Source organism: Solirubrum puertoriconensis (genome assembly GCF_001483135.1).
Taxonomy (GTDB): Bacteria; Bacteroidota; Bacteroidia; order Cytophagales; family Hymenobacteraceae; genus Solirubrum; species Solirubrum puertoriconensis.
The window spans coordinates 1052614-1069355 of the sequence record NZ_LNAL01000008.1 but is presented as its reverse complement, the minus strand read 5'-3'; the positions used below and the strand labels follow the sequence as shown (position 1 = coordinate 1069355).

At 58.6% G+C, this 16742-nt stretch carries 16 protein-coding genes; 3 read left to right on the top strand and 13 right to left on the bottom strand.

The window, feature by feature from the left end; genetic code table 11:
• Positions 1–3: 3 nt before the first annotated feature.
• The gene (locus ASU33_RS18875; RefSeq protein WP_350308184.1) at positions 4–2193 is read right to left on the bottom strand and encodes a protein-disulfide reductase DsbD family protein; all 2190 of its coding nucleotides are present in this window, start codon (positions 2191–2193) and stop codon (positions 4–6) included.
• A 209-nt stretch (positions 2194–2402) separates the two neighbouring features.
• Between ASU33_RS18875 and ASU33_RS18870 the strand changes: the two genes are divergently transcribed.
• The gene (locus ASU33_RS18870; protein WP_286130665.1) at positions 2403–3707 is read left to right on the top strand and encodes a hemolysin family protein; all 1305 of its coding nucleotides are present in this window, start codon (positions 2403–2405) and stop codon (positions 3705–3707) included.
• A gap of 69 nt (positions 3708–3776) precedes the next feature.
• Here ASU33_RS18870 and ASU33_RS18865 read toward each other — a convergent pair whose 3' ends face one another.
• Positions 3777–4319, bottom strand: a complete 543-nt coding sequence (locus tag ASU33_RS18865) for a gamma carbonic anhydrase family protein (protein WP_059072355.1) — start codon at positions 4317–4319, stop codon at positions 3777–3779.
• 78 nt (positions 4320–4397) lie between these two features.
• Between ASU33_RS18865 and ASU33_RS18860 the strand changes: the two genes are divergently transcribed.
• Positions 4398–4916 carry a hypothetical protein gene (locus tag ASU33_RS18860; RefSeq protein WP_149867304.1) on the top strand — a complete coding sequence of 173 codons (519 nt, stop codon included), beginning with the start codon at positions 4398–4400 and terminating at the stop codon, positions 4914–4916.
• Here ASU33_RS18860 and ASU33_RS18855 read toward each other — a convergent pair.
• The 9 genes from ASU33_RS18855 to ASU33_RS18815 form a co-directional block, all read right to left on the bottom strand.
• Positions 4913–5896: a radical SAM protein gene (locus ASU33_RS18855; protein WP_059072353.1), complete on the bottom strand. Its 984-nt coding sequence runs from the start codon at positions 5894–5896 to the stop codon at positions 4913–4915. The genes ASU33_RS18860 and ASU33_RS18855 overlap by 4 nt on opposite strands.
• 53 nt (positions 5897–5949) lie before the next feature.
• A complete protein-coding gene (locus ASU33_RS18850; protein ID WP_059072352.1) occupies positions 5950–6714 on the bottom strand; it encodes an endonuclease III domain-containing protein in 765 nt (254 codons plus the stop codon).
• Between the two features lie 66 nt (positions 6715–6780).
• Positions 6781–7320, bottom strand: a complete 540-nt coding sequence (locus tag ASU33_RS18845; RefSeq protein WP_059072351.1) for a histidine phosphatase family protein — start codon at positions 7318–7320, stop codon at positions 6781–6783.
• 77 nt (positions 7321–7397) lie between these two features.
• On the bottom strand, positions 7398–8819 hold the full coding sequence (locus ASU33_RS18840; protein WP_078063252.1) for an alkaline phosphatase D family protein: 1422 nt from the start codon (positions 8817–8819) through the stop codon (positions 7398–7400).
• A gap of 156 nt (positions 8820–8975) precedes the next feature.
• Entirely contained in the window at positions 8976–9683 is a 708-nt protein-coding gene (locus tag ASU33_RS18835; RefSeq protein ID WP_078063251.1) for a YiaD family glycine zipper/OmpA-like lipoprotein, read from the bottom strand.
• Positions 9684–10090: 407 nt separating this feature from the next.
• Positions 10091–10393 (bottom strand): YMGG-like glycine zipper-containing protein, encoded by a 303-nt coding sequence (locus ASU33_RS18830; protein ID WP_059072350.1) that lies wholly within the window; start codon positions 10391–10393, stop codon positions 10091–10093.
• A 201-nt stretch (positions 10394–10594) separates the two neighbouring features.
• Positions 10595–11362 carry a YiaD family glycine zipper/OmpA-like lipoprotein gene (locus ASU33_RS18825; protein ID WP_286130662.1) on the bottom strand — a complete coding sequence of 256 codons (768 nt, stop codon included), beginning with the start codon at positions 11360–11362 and terminating at the stop codon, positions 10595–10597.
• 223 nt (positions 11363–11585) lie between these two features.
• Positions 11586–12461 carry an acetyl-CoA carboxylase, carboxyltransferase subunit beta gene (accD, locus tag ASU33_RS18820; RefSeq protein ID WP_059072349.1) on the bottom strand — a complete coding sequence of 292 codons (876 nt, stop codon included), beginning with the start codon at positions 12459–12461 and terminating at the stop codon, positions 11586–11588.
• A 195-nt stretch (positions 12462–12656) separates the two neighbouring features.
• On the bottom strand, positions 12657–13709 hold the full coding sequence (locus tag ASU33_RS18815) for a class I fructose-bisphosphate aldolase (protein WP_059072348.1): 1053 nt from the start codon (positions 13707–13709) through the stop codon (positions 12657–12659).
• A gap of 282 nt (positions 13710–13991) precedes the next feature.
• Between ASU33_RS18815 and ASU33_RS18810 the strand changes: the two genes are divergently transcribed.
• Positions 13992–15002: an OmpA family protein gene (locus ASU33_RS18810; RefSeq protein WP_059072798.1), complete on the top strand. Its 1011-nt coding sequence runs from the start codon at positions 13992–13994 to the stop codon at positions 15000–15002.
• 77 nt (positions 15003–15079) lie between these two features.
• Here the strand turns inward: ASU33_RS18810 and ASU33_RS18805 are convergent, their stop codons facing one another.
• Both ASU33_RS18805 and ASU33_RS18800 read right to left on the bottom strand, forming a co-directional pair.
• Positions 15080–15493 carry a hypothetical protein gene (locus ASU33_RS18805; RefSeq protein ID WP_059072347.1) on the bottom strand — a complete coding sequence of 138 codons (414 nt, stop codon included), beginning with the start codon at positions 15491–15493 and terminating at the stop codon, positions 15080–15082.
• A 47-nt stretch (positions 15494–15540) separates the two neighbouring features.
• The gene (locus ASU33_RS18800; protein WP_059072346.1) at positions 15541–16680 is read right to left on the bottom strand and encodes a cystathionine gamma-synthase; all 1140 of its coding nucleotides are present in this window, start codon (positions 16678–16680) and stop codon (positions 15541–15543) included.
• Positions 16681–16742 lie beyond the last annotated feature (62 nt).

The following is a 16742-nucleotide window of genomic DNA, read 5'->3' as shown; positions in this document are numbered from 1 at the left end:
TTACTAACGAGCGGCTACCGGCGCTGCAGCGCGGTGGCGTGCCAAGCCAGCATCTAAGAACTCCACGAAACGCGTCGCATCCGATTCGTAGGCTTTGGGCTCAACCAATTGTTGGCCATCGGGCGAGAGCAGCACGTAGTACGGCTGGGCATTGGCCCCAAAACGGCTGATTTCGAAATCGAGGTTTTGCTCGCCGATAGACTTTTTCTGGCGGCCGTCGCGCTGCGAGGTAAACCATTCCGATTCGGGCAGTTCAGTTTTATCGTCAACGTACAGCGCTACTACCACAAAATCGTTGCGCAGGCGCTGCAACACCCTAGGGTCGGCCCACACGGAGGCTTCCATCAGGCGGCAGTTGCCGCAGTTGTGGCCGGTAAAGTCGACAAATACAGGTTTGTTTTGCTGCTTGGCGCAGGCCAGGGCTTGCTTCAGATCAAAATAACCCTGCAGATTATGCGGCAACTCCAGAAAATCGGCGTGGCGTGGCGTTTCGCAGAGGGTGTTGGCGGTGGCGCTTACTGGCATAGCGGTAGCACCGGCCGCAGGCGCTGCCAACGAAAAATCGTGGCGGCTGGGCGGCGGCACCAGCGCCGATAGCGCCGGTAGCGGCGCGCCAAACAAGCCGGGCAGCAGGTACAGCATAAAGGTGAGCGATACGCCGGCCAACAACAGGCGGGGTACGCTTACGCGGGTGCTTTCGTCGTCGTGCGGCAGACGGATGAAGCCCAGCAGGTAAAGGCCCAGCAGCAAAGCCAGCACCGCCCAGATGGCAATAAATACGCCGCGCGGTAGCAGGCCCCAATGGTACGAGAGGTCGGCCGAGCTGAGGAACTTGAAGGCCAGTGCCAGTTCCACAAAGCCCATGGTCACCTTCAGGGTATTCAGCCAGCCACCCGACCTAGGCATGCTCTTAAGCCACGAGGGGAACAGGGCAAAGAATACAAACGGCAGGGCAAACGCCAGGGCAAAGCTCATCATGCCCAGCGTAGGCCGCAGCAACTCGCCGCCCGCCGAGGCAATAGCCACCGAGCCCACAAACGGCACCGTGCACGAAAACGACACCAGTACCAGCGTGGCGGCCATAAAAAACAAGCCCGACCAGCCGCCTTTATCAGCTTGCCGATCGACGGAGTTTACCAGCCCAGAGGGCGCCTGAATCTCGAACAAACCTAGGAAGGAAAGCCCAAACAGCACGAAAATGGCAAACGAAATAACGTTGGGCAGCCAGTGCGAGCTGATGACGTTGGCCGCATCGGCCCCGAGCAACACGCTCAGCAGCACGCCCGCCGTGGTGTAGATGGCAATAATGGAGAGGCCGTACACCAACGCTTTGGCAATGCCTTGTGCCCGCGAGCCGCTGCTGTTGGTGAAGTACGATACCGTCATGGGTAGCATGGGGTACACGCAGGGCATTAGCACCGCCAGCAGGCCGGCGCCAAAAGCCAGCAGCATGTATTCGAGCAGCCCCAGGGTAGCTTGTGGGCTGGCCGCAGGCGCACCAACGGCCGCCACTTCTGTAGCAGGCGCCGCGGCTGGTGCCTCGGCCGAAACAGCCGCCGGAGTATCGGGCGCAGTGGCAGTAGCCGGCGCCGTAGCTAGGGCCACCGAAGCAGTGTCGGGGGTTGCAGCTGGGGGCGTAGTGGCTACGCTTGCAGGGGCGGCGGTGCTGGGTACGGCAGTTGCGGTCGGGCTTTTGGTAGCCGGCGCGGCAGGTACGCTGGCCGGTGCGGCGGCAGTACCCGTTACCTCAATGGGCCCAAAAGTGAGCGAGTTGTTGCCGGGGATGCAGCGGCCATCGGTTTCGGTGCAGCTCTGATACTCGGCATCGGCCTTGATGCTGATGCTGCCGGGCTGCAGCAGGCGGATGCGCTGCCGAATCTGGCCGGTGGTTTCGAAATACGTTACGTCGCCCTTAAATACTGTATCAAATTTCTTTTTGGGCGACACGGATTTAGGCGCCCCTATCACCTCGTAGGCCGGCGACTTGGCCCAGCTGAAGGTGAACACCGTGGGCCCTAGGTCGGGGTCGAAATCGGTGGCGTAGAGGTGCCAAGTGGGGTCGATTCGGGCGTTGACGATGAGCTCAAGCTCGTCGCCTACTTTGGCCGTGGACTTGCTCACGGCTGTGCTGAGCTTGGTGGGCTCCAGCACTTGGGCCGTGGTGGCCGTGCCCCAGAGGAGCAACAAAGCCAAACTTAGCCAGGAGGTTAATCGCAAAAACATAGGGCAGTCGGAATTTCCGAAGAAGAAACAAAGTTACGCCAAGCGTTGCATCCTACCCGTGCGGGCACGTCGCCCGAACCGCTTAGCCGGATTCTCGTACTTTTGTTACATACAGAGACCCGCCGCGGGTGCCGGTCGGCTCTGGATTTATGGGCTTAAACATCCTTTGGACGCTTCTGTTGGTTCTCGCTAACGGCTTTTTTGTAGCCGCCGAGTTTGCCATAGTTAAGGTCCGTCTGTCACAGATAGAGTTACGCGCGCAGGATGGCAACCGGTTTGCCAAACTTACACTGCGCCTTGTTCAGAACCTCGACGCCTACTTGTCGGCCACGCAACTGGGCATTACGCTCGCTTCGCTGGCCCTAGGTTGGGTGGGCGAAGATGTGGTGGCCGAAATTGTAGTGGCTACCATGCACAGCCTCGGCTACGACCTAACGCCTGCCGCTGCCCACAGCATTGCCTTGCCGGTTTCGTTTGGCCTGATTACGCTGTTACACATTGTGCTAGGCGAGTTGGTGCCAAAGTCATTGGCTATTCAGCGCTCCGAAACGGTAAGCTTGGTGGTAGCTGGTCCGCTGCAGGCGTTTTACTACGCCACCTTCCCGCTGATTTGGGTAATGAATAAGATCAGCAACGCCATTTTGCGCTTGTTCGGCATTCAGCCCGCTGGGGAGCACGAAGTGCACACGGCCGAAGAACTACGCTTGCTCATCGATCAGAGCAAGCAAAGCGGCGAAATCCAGGAATCGCAGCACGAGCTGATCGAGAACGTGTTCCAGTTCAACGACCGGATGGTGAAGCAAATCATGGTGCCCCGCACCCGGATTTCGGCCATCGACGTGAGCTGCTCGCAGGAGGAAATCGTGGAAGCTGCCTTTAACGAGGGCTACTCGCGCATTCCGGTGTACGAGGACAATATTGATAACATCGTGGGCATCCTGTACGTGAAGGACATGTTTGCCCTCATTCGGCGCGGCGAAGACATTAATCTAGCCAAGATCATGCGGCCGGCATTCTTCGTGCCCGAAACCAAAAAGATCAACCGCTTGCTGCGCCAGTTTCAGCGCAAGCACTTGCATATGGCCATCGTGTCCGACGAGTTCGGCGGGGTGTCGGGTATCGTCACCATCGAGGACATTATGGAGGAGCTAGTAGGCGAAATCCAAGACGAGTACGATAACGAAGTACCCGTGGTGGAAAAGGTATCGGAGCTGGAGTACCGCGTAAACGCCGCTACCGCTATCAGCGACGCCAACGAGTTTCTGCCCTTTGCCTTGCCCGAGGGCGATGATTACGAAACCGTAGGTGGCTTGGTGAACGTGATTTACGGCACCATTCCGGAGGTTAGCGACGTAGCGGTGTTCGAGAACTATGAGTTTCGCATTCTCAACCGCTCGCGCCGCGCCGTAGAACTGGTGCAGCTGCGGGTGCTGGAGCCCGCCGAGCGCGAAGCCGCCGGCGAGATGCCTAACATGGAGGAATAACGACCTAGGTGGTACGACACGCAACACGGCCCGGCAACTGCAGTTGCCGGGCCGTGTTGCGTTTACGGCTTAGCTGGCCGGCTGCTGCTGCTCAGCTCTGTCGTCGAACCAGCTGGCATACATTGCATAATTGTCGGCGGTGCGGCTCATGTTCTGGGTTTGCTGTTCCGTAACCGGCTTGATTTTCTTGGCGGGCACGCCGGCGTAGAGGTAGCCCGGCTCGCAAATGGTGTTTTCGAGCACGATGGCGCCGGCGGCAATAATGCAGCCGCGGCCCACTACGGCGTTGTCCATCACGATGGAGCCCATGCCGATGAGCACGTCGTCTTCCACGGTGCAGCCGTGCACAATGGCGTTGTGGCCGATGCTCACGCGCGAGCCGATGGTGGTAGCGGCCCGTTGGTACGTGCAGTGGATTACAGCGCCGTCCTGAATGTTGGTTTTCTCCCCGATGCGGATGCTGTTCACGTCGCCGCGCACCACGGCGTTGAACCACACGGTACAATCGGATCCTAGGTGCACGTCGCCCACAATGGTGGCGTTGTCGGCCACAAAGCAATTAGGGCCGAGTTGCGGGTGTTTGCCCTGTACGGGCAGAATGATGGCGGGCATGAGCAGGGCAGAAAAATGATACGTTTACCGAAGGAAAACCAAATGTAAATCGGCTACCCCTAACCCGTACCCATGGCCATGTCGCAGCAAGCCCTGCCCCCGCCTCCTAGCGGCACCAGCGAGTACACCTTTACTGAGCAGCAATCCTTTCTGTGCCATTGGTGGTGGCTGATTTTGCTGCTGGGCGCCCTTACCGTTGGGCTAACTGTGTTGCTGAAACCGCTTCCGCTAGGTGCCCGTACCGCACTGCTTTTTGTGGCGGGCCCACTTACGCTGGGTTTGCTGGCCTGCTTCCGGTTGCAAGTGCGCCTCAATACCGAGGGCATTCGGTACCGATTTTTTCCGCTAGGCTGGAGGCTGATTGGCTGGGCCGAAGTGCAGCAGGCCTACGTACGCAAGTATTCGGCGCTGCGGGAGTACGGCGGTTGGGGCATTAAGGGCTTTTCGCTGAACAACTATGCCTATAACGTGGCCGGCTCCTATGGGCTGCAGTTGGTGCTGCGCAGCGGCACACGCATTTTACTAGGTACCCAACGCCCCGCCGAGCTGCAGCAGGCACTCGAGCGGCTCGGCGCACCCGCCGAGGTGCCAGCCTAACGGGCTAGCATGCGCTTCCAGGTGCCTTTGTACCAGTTGTACTTGAGGGTACTGGGCAGCGCTTGCCAAAAATACTTGCTGGTTTCGACGGCGAAGCTGGGCTGCATGTAGCAGTTGATAGTACAGCCCTCGCACTGCGGCAAACGGCCCTCCAAAGCTGCCAGGGTTTGTACTTCTTCGGAGCGGTAGAGTTCGTGCAAACGCCCTTCAATAGGGAAACTGCGGGTACCTAGGTGGTAACAGGGCAGCACCAGCTCATTGGAGGGCGAAATAACCAGCGTGGTGCTGGCCGCGCGGCACACGGGCGCGGCTACGTGGTTGCCGCCATCGCGCCGCAGATGAATAAACGCTTCGTTGAGGTAAACGCCGGGGCGCTTGCCAAAAGCCGATAGATACTGCAGCTCATCTTCGGTCAGCCGCTCGCCGGTTTCCACGGCGTTGTACTCAAAGGCTGGGTTAATAATGAGCACCAAGCCGTTGGGCTGGGTGATGTCGCGGTACACGGCCTCGAGCTGCTGAAGGTTTTCGCGGAAAACCGTGAACAGGATATCGGGTCGCTCGCCCAGGCTTTTGGCTACCCGAATGCTTTCGAGCACAAAATCGAAACAGGCCACGCCGCGGCCGCGGTCGTGCTGCTCTTTTTCGCTGCTATCGAGCGAAAAGTGCAGCATATCGACTTTGCCGCGTAGTCGCTCCGCGAATTTGGGGTAGAGGAGCCCGTTGGTGGTGACCGTGGTGATGAAGCCTAAATCGTGGGCCAGCTGCAGAAACTCGGGCAGCTGGCGGTGCAGCAGCGGCTCTCCTCCGGTAAAATCAATTACCCGCACGCCCATACGCTTCAGGTCGCGCAGGTTCTGCTCCACATCGGCCAATTGGATATAAGGCGAGGGTTTCTCCCATATGTCGCAGAACGAGCACTTCGCATTGCACCGGTAGGTGACGTAGTAGTTGCACAAAACCGGATGACGAACGAGGCGCATAGGGCAAAGATAGAGGTGCTGGCTCACACTAGCCGTCCGCACGCCCTAGGTGCTTAGTGCAGCTTCTCCCCTTCCCAGCTGCGGGGCACCTCGGCCAGCGCCGCCGCGGTGGCCGGCCCGTAGTGCTCGAGGTAGTAGTTGCACAGGCCTTTGAGCGGACACTTGGGGCAGTTGGGCTTGGCAAAAAAGCAAATGTGCTGGCCCAGCCAATAGTGGTGCTTATGAAAGTTCAGCAAGGCCACCGCATCGGCGGGTAATTGCGCCAGCAGCACTTGGTGCGCCTTTTCCACGGAAGTTTTCGGCCCAATCATGCCAACGCGTTGCGCTACGCGGTGCACGTGCGTATCAACGGGCAACACCGGTTTCTGAAAGTTGAATAGCAGCACCAACGATGCGGTTTTCAGCCCGATGCCGGGCATGTCGGTAAGCCATACCAGGCCTTTTTCGGTGGGCCAGTCGGCCAAAGCATCCAGCGAGTAGGTGCCAAACTCCGTGCGAATCCGGCGCAGGATTTCCTGAATACGCGGCGCCTGCGTATCGGGCCAACGGGTGGTACGAATGGCATGCGCCAGCTCGGCGGTTGGTGCCTGCTCTACGCCGGCCCAATCGCCAAAGGTTTCGAGCATGCGGTCGTAAGCCAATTCCTCGTCGCGGTGGGTAGTGCGGTGCGAGAGCACCGTGCTAATTAGCTCGCGCATGGGCGAGCGGCGCGGCGCAGTAGGCAGCGGGCCGTAGAAATCGTTGAGCACGTGGTGGGCCGTCAGCGTTTTCTCGGCCGCAGGCAATTCGTAGGCGATGGGAAGCGCGGCAATGGGCATGCTCGGTTGTACCGCTAGGCTTGCCGGTGGGTTACACCGATGGCGGCCAAAGCCCTAGGTGTGCAGCTACTGCTCAAACACGAACAGTTCGCCATTGGCTGGGCGGCGGCTGATTTTCGGCCCTCGAAAGCCGCGCCGGAGCAACTCTTGCCGCAGAAAACGCATTACGGCTCCGTGGCTTACAATCAGTACGTTTTCCTGGTGTTGCAAGGCTTCATCGAGGGCGGCGGCAATGCGCTGCTCCACCTGCTGGCGGCTTTCGGGTTGTGATTTGTGGTTGAGCAGCCACGCCACTTGCACCAGCATGGCCCACAAAACCAGCGGCAGGCGCACCCCACTCCTGAACAGCGGCTGTATTTGCACCTCGCGCAGCAACGGCGTCTGCTGCACCTGGCCCTCGAAAATGCAGGCAGCGGTTTGCGCCGCGCGCCCTAGGTTACTGCTTACACAACGGCTCCACGCTACCCCGCCTAGGTTTACTTCGGCTTCTTCGATGCCGGCAGCATCGTACTCGGCAAACCATTGCAGCAACTCCGCCGCCGATACCCGCTGCCACCACACCAATTCCTTCTGCACTTTGAAGTGGCGCACCAAACCCACTTTCATAACCTGTCGGAAAACTAGGCCCCGGCGCGGTATTGCAGCGCCGGGGCGGTTTCAAGAATGCATGCTCTACGGCATGCTTACCGCAAATCTTTGGCTGCTATACTTTGCTCCCACAGCAGCTTGCCTTTGGCGTCATGTATCCGGATTTGCAGGTGCCGATCGGCCAGCGGGCCCGATACATCTACAATGGCAAAGTTGCGCTGCGTAACCAGCGTACCCGCCACCCGGCCGGTGTTGCCCTCTTCGCGGGCACCTAGGGCGGGTGCGCTCGTAAGCGGCGACACGGTAAGGTCGTAGAGTGGGTACCCGTTGGTACGCTCCAAGCGCGTCAGCTCGGTGTGGTGCCGGTCGCCGCTTAAAAAAATTACGCCCGGTATTTTGGCCGCTGTAATAGCATTGAGCAAGCGGCCGCGCTCTTGCTCGTAGTTGCTGTAGTTTTCGAACACCCTGGCGGGGTTGAGCACCTGCCCGCCAACGGCCACAAATTTGAAGGTGGCCGTGCTGCTGGCCAAGGCATCGAGCAGCCACTGCAACTGAGTTTCGCCTAGGTAGCTGGCGTTGGCAGTAGGCAGCTTGTTGGCCGAGCGCAGCCACCGGTCGTCGAGCAGAAAAAACTGCACGTCGTTCCACTGAAACGTGCCCGTAATGCCCCCTCCGCCCTGCTCGTAGTTGGGGTTGGCCCAAAACCGCTTGAAGGCCGCCAGCGTGAGTTGCTTGTGCGCGAAGGAGTAACCCGAATCGTTTGGGCCGTAATCGTGGTCGTCCCAGAGGGCGTAGTTGTGCGCGTGGCCCAACAGCGGCTGCATCTCGGGCAAGGCGCGGGTGTGCGAGTTGCGGTGCCAAATACCGGTGCGGGTGTTCCAGTCGGCTTCGCGCAGGTACACGTTGTCGCCCAGCCACAGCATTAGGTCGGGCTTTTGCTGATCGATGCTCGTAAAGATGTCGTAGTCGCCGGCGTAGGGCACGGGTCGGTCGTAAGCGGCTTCGCTCACGTAGGTGCAGCTGCCCATGGCCATACGGAAGTTAGCGGGGTCTTTGCGCCACTGCCACAGCTCCTGGCTTTGGAACTCCAGCGGATAAGGCCTTGCCACGGGCTTGCGGTTGAGGTACAGCGCATACTCGTAGCGCCGCCCGGGCTGCACTTTGTCGGCTAGCAGATGCGCCGTAAGGCCGCTGACCTCCCCGGTTTCAACTTCGGCGGTTTGGTAACGCTCGTCGGGTTTGTCCTTCTCCCAGTACTCAATGTGCGCTCGGGTAGGTTGGGTTGTTTGCACCCACAGCATTACCTCCCGCATTTCGGAATAGCCCACCATGGGGCCCGAGCGCAGCAGGGCCGCAGCCCCGCGTACTGGTTTTAATTTCGTTGATTTGGTTGTGGTAACTTCTGCGGTTTCGGCCGCAGCAGGAGGAGCTTGCTGCGCCGTAGCAGCACAGGCCGTAAGCACCAACGTGCCCACGCCCCACACCGCCCAACGCCAATGGGTAAGTGTATGCGACATGCGGGTAAAGATAGAAGCGCACGTGCCGGCTGCGCTGCATTATCTTTTGATGAAGCCGACCTGACAGCTGCCGCTCAGGGCACAAAAAATCCGGCGGCTTCCCACCTAGGGAAACCGCCGGATGAGCAACGGGACTGCGGCTATGGCCGGCCCGGCTTAGATCTGGCCTTTTTCGGCAGCTTTCTTCAGCTTTTCGTTGGCGTAGATGGCAACTTCCACGCGGCGGTTCTGACGACGGCCGTCTTCGGTGGTGTTGTCAGCAATCGGCTGCTTCGAGCCGTAGCCTTTCACCTCGAAGCGCGACGACTCTACGCCTTGGTTCATGGCGTAGTTGGCAACAGCTTGGGCGCGGCGCACCGACAGCGGGTCGTTGATGGCATCCGAACCGGTGTTGTCGGTGTGGCCTTCGATCAGTACGTTCGTGTCGCCGTACTTCTTCAGAGTTTCAGCCAGCGTTTGGATGTTGTTCTGAGCAGTCGAGGTCAGGGTCGACGAGTTCTTAGCGAACAGGATACCCGAGTCGAAGGTAATCTTGATGCCTTCGCCTACGCGCTCAACCTTGGCACCGGCCATGTCGCGGCGCAGCTCTTCGGCTTGCTTATCCATACGACGACCGATCAGGGCACCAGCGCCGCCACCTACGGCAGCACCAATTACAGCACCAGCAGCGGTACCTTTTTTACCGCCAATTACGCGGCCCAGTACTGCACCACCGGCAGCACCACCCAAGCCCCCGATGATGGCACCTTTAGCGGTTTTGCTCATCGGTTTTTTGGTAGTCGTGGTTTGCGCCTGCGAGAGCGTGGAGGTCATCAGCAGTACGAATGCCAGCAAAAAGGCAAACGTCGAACGGAGCTTGTTCATGGGTATGGAATTGGGTTGTTGAGTTTCTGAATGTATGCCAGCTTGCAAACTTAATGCGGAGCAAGCTTTTGGAGCTTACCTCCTGGCCTGTTTAGCATAAGGCAACCTCCTTGCCAAAAACAGGCAATCAGGCGAATATTCATTTGCAACGCCTGAATTTCAGCTCTTTATTTTTACTTATTGCTACTGCGTTGATTTACTGGGCAGCATTCTCCAACCAAAGTTTACGAGGCAAACTGTTGGTTGGCCATCGGTTTTTGCCAGGTTCCTGCGCTGTTTTACTGCCGAGCTGAGGGCTTGAACGCGCCGCTAAGCTAAAAGTTGCTGCTAAATCTCAATCAAAAAGGCCACCCTGCTTGCAGGGTGGCCTTTTCAGCGGATGAGGACCTAGGGCAAGGGCCCTTGGGTTAGTCTTTGCGTGTGTACTGTTCGTAGCGCTGCGGGTCTTTCTTCTTGTCCTTCTTGCGGCCGATTAGCGCACCGCCCACGGCACCGGCAGCGCCGCCAACGATGGCACCCGTAGCACGGTCGCCTTTACCAGCAATTACGGCACCCGTTAGGGCACCTGCACCAGCACCTACAGCGGCACCTTTGCCTTTTTTGCTCCAGCCTTTCCGAGGTTTAGAATCTTGGGCCTGGGCCATTTCGGTAGTACCACCCAGCAGCGCAACCGATAGCACGGCGGCAACAATAGCTTTATGAAGTTTCATGGTCGTTCAGTTTTAGAGACACGTCGCTCAGGTTAGAGCATTGACATATCTGGTTTTTATAGGACTCTAAACGAAAAATCCCATACCCTGGGTTACACTATTGTGCAGGTATGTTGCCCAGTATGAACACCGTATGCAAAAAAGAAGGCCGCACCTAGGTGCGGCCTTCTTGGTCAGCAGAATGCTTGGCGGGCAGCTGGCTTACAACTCGCCGCGCTCAGCAGCTTTCTTCATCTTTTCGTTGGCGAAGATGGCAATTTCGACGCGGCGGTTGGCCTGGCGGCCTTCAGCCGTGGTGTTATCGGCTACCGGCTGCGACGAACCGTAGCCCTTGGTGGTTATGCGGCCCGACTCTACGCCTTTGCTCATGGTTTCGTTGGCTACGGCCTGGGCGCGGCGCTCCGACAGCGGCTGGTTGATAGCATCAGAGCCGGTGTTGTCGGTGTGGCCTTCCACGATAACATTTGTGTCGGGGTACTTCTTCAGCACCTCAGCCATCTTGTCGATTTCTTGTACCGAGGCCGCCCGCAAATCCGATTTGTTGGTGTCGAACAGGATGCCAGCATCGAAGGTAATCTTGATGCCTTCGCCTACACGCTCTACACGGGCGTTCTTCATGTCGCGCTGCAACTCCTCGGCTTGCTTATCCATTTTGCGGCCGATAACAGCGCCCGAAGCACCACCCACGGTAGCACCAATGATGGCGCCAGCAGCCGTGCCGTTTTTGCCACCGATTACGCGGCCCAGCACAGCCCCAGCGGCGGCACCGGCGCCAGCGCCGATAAGGCCGCCTTTAGCCGTTTTGCTCATGCCGGTTTTACGCTCGCCCGAGCCATTGCCTGAGGGCAGGTCGTTGCCAGTGCTGGTGCTGCCCGTGCTGCCACCAGCAGCCGGACGCGAAGATTGACACGCGCTGAACAGCATGGTAAATACCATCAGCAGCGCAAGTAGGGATTTGAATGACTTCATGAACGTATGTTTGGAAAGAGTTGAGAGACGTGGCCAGATTGTCTTTTGCCGGTACTTACTGTATTTAGCCCGATAATGTTCGGGCGAATATATAAGCGGGCTAATGTATGCTGCTACTCCGTGGGGTGCCCGTCTGGCCGAACAATGGGTTTAAAGCAGCAAACCCCGCCTGGCTCTATTTGAAAGCCAAACGGGGTTTACCAACAAGCGTGCCGAACTCGACCTAGGCGCGCGTAGCGTCGGCGGGTACCTCGGCGTGGCGCAACATGGTGAGCAGGTCGGTGAGCTTCTGCTTCAGTTGCTTACGATCTACGATGAAATCCAAGAAACCGTGCTCCAGCACGAACTCGGCGCTCTGGAAACCTTTCGGCAGATCCTTGCCGATTGTTTCTTTGATCACGCGCGGGCCGGCAAAGCCAATCAGCGCACCCGGCTCCGAGATGTTGAAATCGCCGAGCATGGCGTACGAAGCCGTAACGCCCCCGGTGGTGGGGTCGGTGAGCAACGAAATGTAGGGCACACCGGCCTCGGCCAGCAGCGCCAGCTTAGCCGAGGTTTTGGCCATCTGCATCAGCGAATAGCCGGCCTCCATCATGCGCGCACCGCCCGATTTGCTGATCATCAGGAACGGAATGCGGTTTTTTCGGGCGTAATCAATGGCACGGGCAATCTTTTCGCCCACCACCGAGCCCATCGAGCCGCCGATGAATTTAAAATCCATGCAGGCCACTACCAGGTCGAGGCCGTTGATCTGGCCATGAGCGGTACGCACGGCGTCTTTCAGGCCGGTGGCGCGCTGCGTGGAGTTGATGCGCTGCGGGTACGGCTTGGTATCAACAAAGTGCAACGGGTCGCCCGACGACAAATCGGCATCGAGCTCCTCAAAACGGTTGTTATCGAACAACACCTCAAAGTACTCGGCCGAGTCGATTCGGTCGTGGTAGTTGCACTTGGCGCACGTGTACAGGAGCCGACGATGTTCGCCCATGTCGCTCACGGTACCGCACTCCGGGCACTTGTACCAGAGGCCGTCGGGGGTCTCTTTCTTCTGCTCCGTGGGGGTGATGATGCCTTTCTCCTGACGCTTAAACCAAGCCATTTGAACGGGGTGTATGGGGTACTTGGTACTGAGTATTTAGACAAAACTACGGCGCCGCGACTTTTTCTCGTCACGGCGCCGCGGTTTTTGTTCGTATTAAGAGGTCAGTACCCGGTTATCTGGTACTGCTTCGGGCGAAGTTGGCAACGGGCGCGGCACCAGGTGCCACCGGGCTACTACCAACAATTTTCCGACCTAGGCCAGCGTAATGCGCTCGTCGAGGTACACATCCTGAATGGCATTCAGCAGGTCGACGCCTTCGCCAAACGGACGCTGGAAGGCCTTGCGGCCCGAAATCAGGCCTTGGCCGCCGGCGCGCTTGTTGATGATAGCCGTGCGGATGGCCTCTTCGCGGTCGGTGGCGCCTTTGCTTTCGCCGCCCGAGTTGATGAGGCCAATGCGGCCCATGTAGCAGTTGGCCACCTGGTAACGCGCCAGGTCGATGGGGTTCTCCGACGACAAGGTGTCGTACATGGCCTTGTGCGTTTTGCCGAACTTCAGCGTCGAAAAGCCACCGTTGTTTTCGGGTAGCTTCTGCTTGATGATGTCGGCCCCGATGGTTACGCCTAGGTGGTTGGCCTGGCCCGTGAGGTCGGCCGACACGTGGTAGTCCTTCTCCGAAGTCTTGAAGGAGTTGTTGCGGGTGTAGCACCACAGCACCGTAGCCATGCCCAGCTCGTGGGCGCGCTCGAAGGCAGCTGCCACTTCCTGAATTTGGCGGCTCGACTCCTCCGAACCGAAGTAGATGGTAGCACCCACGGCCGTGGCACCTAAGTTCCAGGCCTCTTCAACCGAGCCGAACATGATCTGGTCGAACTTGTTCGGGTAAGTCAGCAACTCGTTATGGTTGATTTTAACCAAGAACGGAATCTTGTGGGCGTATTTGCGGGCCACCGTACCAAACGTGCCGAAGGTAGTAGCCACCGCGTTGCAGCCACCTTCAATAGCTAGCTTGATGATGTTCTCGGGGTCGAAATACATCGGGTTCGGGCCAAACGAAGCACCGGCGGTGTGCTCAATACCTTGGTCAACGGGCAGGATGCTCATGTAACCGGTACCTGCTAGGCGGCCCGAGTTGTAAAGCTGACCTAGGCTGCGCAGTACCTGCGGCGAGCGGTTGGACTGCAGAAAGCAGCGGTCGATGAAATCGGGGCCAGGCTGGTGAATCTGGTCCTTGGTAATGGTCTGACACTCGTGCTGGAGCAGCGCGTCAACTTCGGCGCTTACCTGAAGGGTGCTCGTTTCCATTGAAAATGGGGTGATAAGGTGGGAATGGGAAATAGAACGATGCCACAAATATATAGGGTGAATCCGTTCTGGCCGGCTGAAAACCTAACGCACGTTCGGCACCCATCGACCACCACATACCACCCTATAAATCAGCCCTAGGTACGTGGGCCCGCCTGTACCCAGGCACTTGCCAGGTGCATTATTCCACGTGCTATTTGGGACTTACTGACGCTAAAAAAGCTACCTTGCCATGGCCATATGTTCGGCCCGAAAGCCGACATGTTTTGCACAATTTTGTCTGTGAAGAAGTCAACCTCTCCCCTGCTGCTGGCCGCGCTATTGGCAGCTAGCACGGCGCTGCCCAGCTGCGTTGCCTCCAAAAAGTTTGACGACCTGAAGGCCCGCCACGAAGCCACCGAACAAGCCCGCGAATCGGCCGAGCGCCAAGCCCGCGAAGCCGTGGCCGAGCTGAAGAAGGCCAACGAAGAGCTAAGCGCGTTGCGCCTCGAAAACAAGCGCCTCGTGAACGACTCGGCCCAAACCGGCACCATTTTGCGCCGCACCCAGGGCTTGTACCGCGAGCTGAGCGATACGTACGACAAGCTGCTGAAGAACAACGAGAAGGTGTTGGCTAACAAAAACGCCGATTACCAAAAAGTAGCGCAAGACCTAGCCCGCCGCGAGGCCGAGCTGGGCGACCTAGCCAACAACCTGAATAAGAGCCGCAACGAGATTGACAAGCTGGCCTCCGATGTGAAGTCGCGCGAGGCAAAGCTGGCCGAGCTGGAAAAGGCCTTGGCCGAGAAGGATGCCGCCGTAAACGCGCTTAAGGCCAAAGTGAGCAACGCCCTGCTCTCCTTTAAAGCCAGCGACTTACAGGTGAAAGTGAAGGACGGCAAGGTGTACGTGTCGCTATCGGAGCAACTGCTATTCAAGTCGGGCTCAACCAAAGTCGACCCGAAAGGCCAGGAGGCCCTTACCAAACTAGCCGGTGTGCTGAAAGATCAGCGCGATGTGAACGTGGTCGTTGAAGGCCACACCGACAATGTGCCCATCCTGAAAGGCACCGCCGGCATGGCCGACAACTGGGATCTTTCGGCCCTACGTGCCACCGAAATAGCGCGCCTGCTTACGGTAGGTGGCGTGCAGCCCGAGCGCGTTACGGCATCGGGCCGCTCGCAATATGTGCCCGTAGCCAAAAACGACTCGCCCCAGAACAAGGCCCTGAACCGCCGCACCGAGATTATTCTCACGCCCAAGCTCGACGAACTATTTCAGATGCTGGAGTCGAACTCGACGCCAGCGAAGTAGGCCACTTTCCTACCTGAATTCAAGCAAAAGCCCCGACAGAGCAAATCTGCCGGGGCTTTTGGCTAAAACGTGAAACGCTACTTGTGTCGGCTGTACTTGATGGTACTGCGGCCGACCGAGCGAGCTGTTTTCTCGACTTGCCTGAAACTGCTTTTGGCCGGCGACCATTCGAACCCCAAAAATTCGGCGGCAAACTCGGGCCGACCAACTAATCCGTCCATGCGGTAAGTCCCTGTGAGTACCACGCCGCCAGTCATGCGCTCCGCCCGAATGACTAGCGGCCAGCCTTGGCTACCTGTTTCTATGCCGGGCAGTGTCACCAGATGACGGGCATCCAATTCAGCGGTTTCGAAGCCGCGACGACGGAGGTTTTCGGCCATTGCGTAGAGCACCGAATCAGGGGCCGCATTAGTGTACAACAGCACCGCATTGGCTTTCCGAAACGGCTCCGAGCTTTCGGCTGGCTGCTGGGCGTGGATCGGATTCCACATTCCCAACAGCAGACCTAAGAGTAACACGTAAGCACGCATCGTAAAGCTTACCCCAGAGCTTGCGCCAAGTCTTCAATCAGGTCTTCGGCATCTTCAATGCCCACCGACAGGCGAATCAGCGAGTCGGACAAACCGGCTTTGCGGCGCTCTTCGGCCGGAATGCTGGCGTGCGTCATGGTGGCGGGGTGGCCGCTTAGGCTCTCAACGCCACCTAGGCTCTCGGCCAACGAAAACAGCTGGAACTTCTCGAGCACCTGCACGGCATCTTCCACTTTGTCGTCTTTCAGCACGAAGGAAATCATGCCGCCGAAGTCGCGCATTTGCTGGCGGGCCACCTGGTGGTTGGGGTGCGACTCCAGGCCGGGCCAGTACACCTTGCCTACGCGCGGGTGCTGGCGCAGGAACTCGGCCACGGCGCGGCCGTTTTCGCTGTGGCGCTGCATGCGCACGTGCAGGGTTTTCAGGCCGCGCAATACCAAGAAGCAATCCTGCGGGCCGGGGGTACCGCCCGAGGCGTTCTGCACAAAAGCAAGGCGCTGGTGCAGTTCGTCGTCCTTCACGATGAGGGCGCCCATTACCACGTCGGAGTGGCCACCCATGTACTTGGTGAGGGAGTGCATCACCACGTCGGCACCTAGGTCGAGGGGGGTTTGCAGGTAAGGAGTAGCAAAGGTGTTATCCACCACCAGCAGCGCGCCAAACTCGTGCGCCACTTCGGCCATGGCCTTAATATCGATGATGTGCAGCAGCGGGTTGGTGGGCGTTTCGGCCCATACCAGCTTGGTGCGCTCCGTCATGGCGGCACGCACGGCTTGCACATCGTGCATCGGCACGAACTTGAACACGATGCCGTACTTCGCGAAAACCTTAGTGAAAATGCGGTAGGTGCCCCCGTACAGGTCGTTGGTAGCTACTACTTCGTCGCCGGGCTCCAACAGCTTCACCATCGCATCGATGGCGGCCATACCGGTAGCAAAGCACAGGCCGTGCGTGCCGTTTTCGAGCGCGGCCAGGGCGTCTTGGAGTTGCGTGCGGGTGGGATTATGCGTGCGGGAATACTCGAAGCCTTTGTGGTCGCCGGGCGAGCGTTGCACATAGGTCGAGGTTTGGTAAATCGGCGTCATGATGGCCCCCGTGGTTGGGTCGGGGTGCACGCCGGCGTGGATAGCTTTCGTTCCGAATTTCATGCGCTAGTGCTGCAGGTACAGAGCCGCGGGTGTGCGGCAGGCCAAAGTTAAACGAGACAACC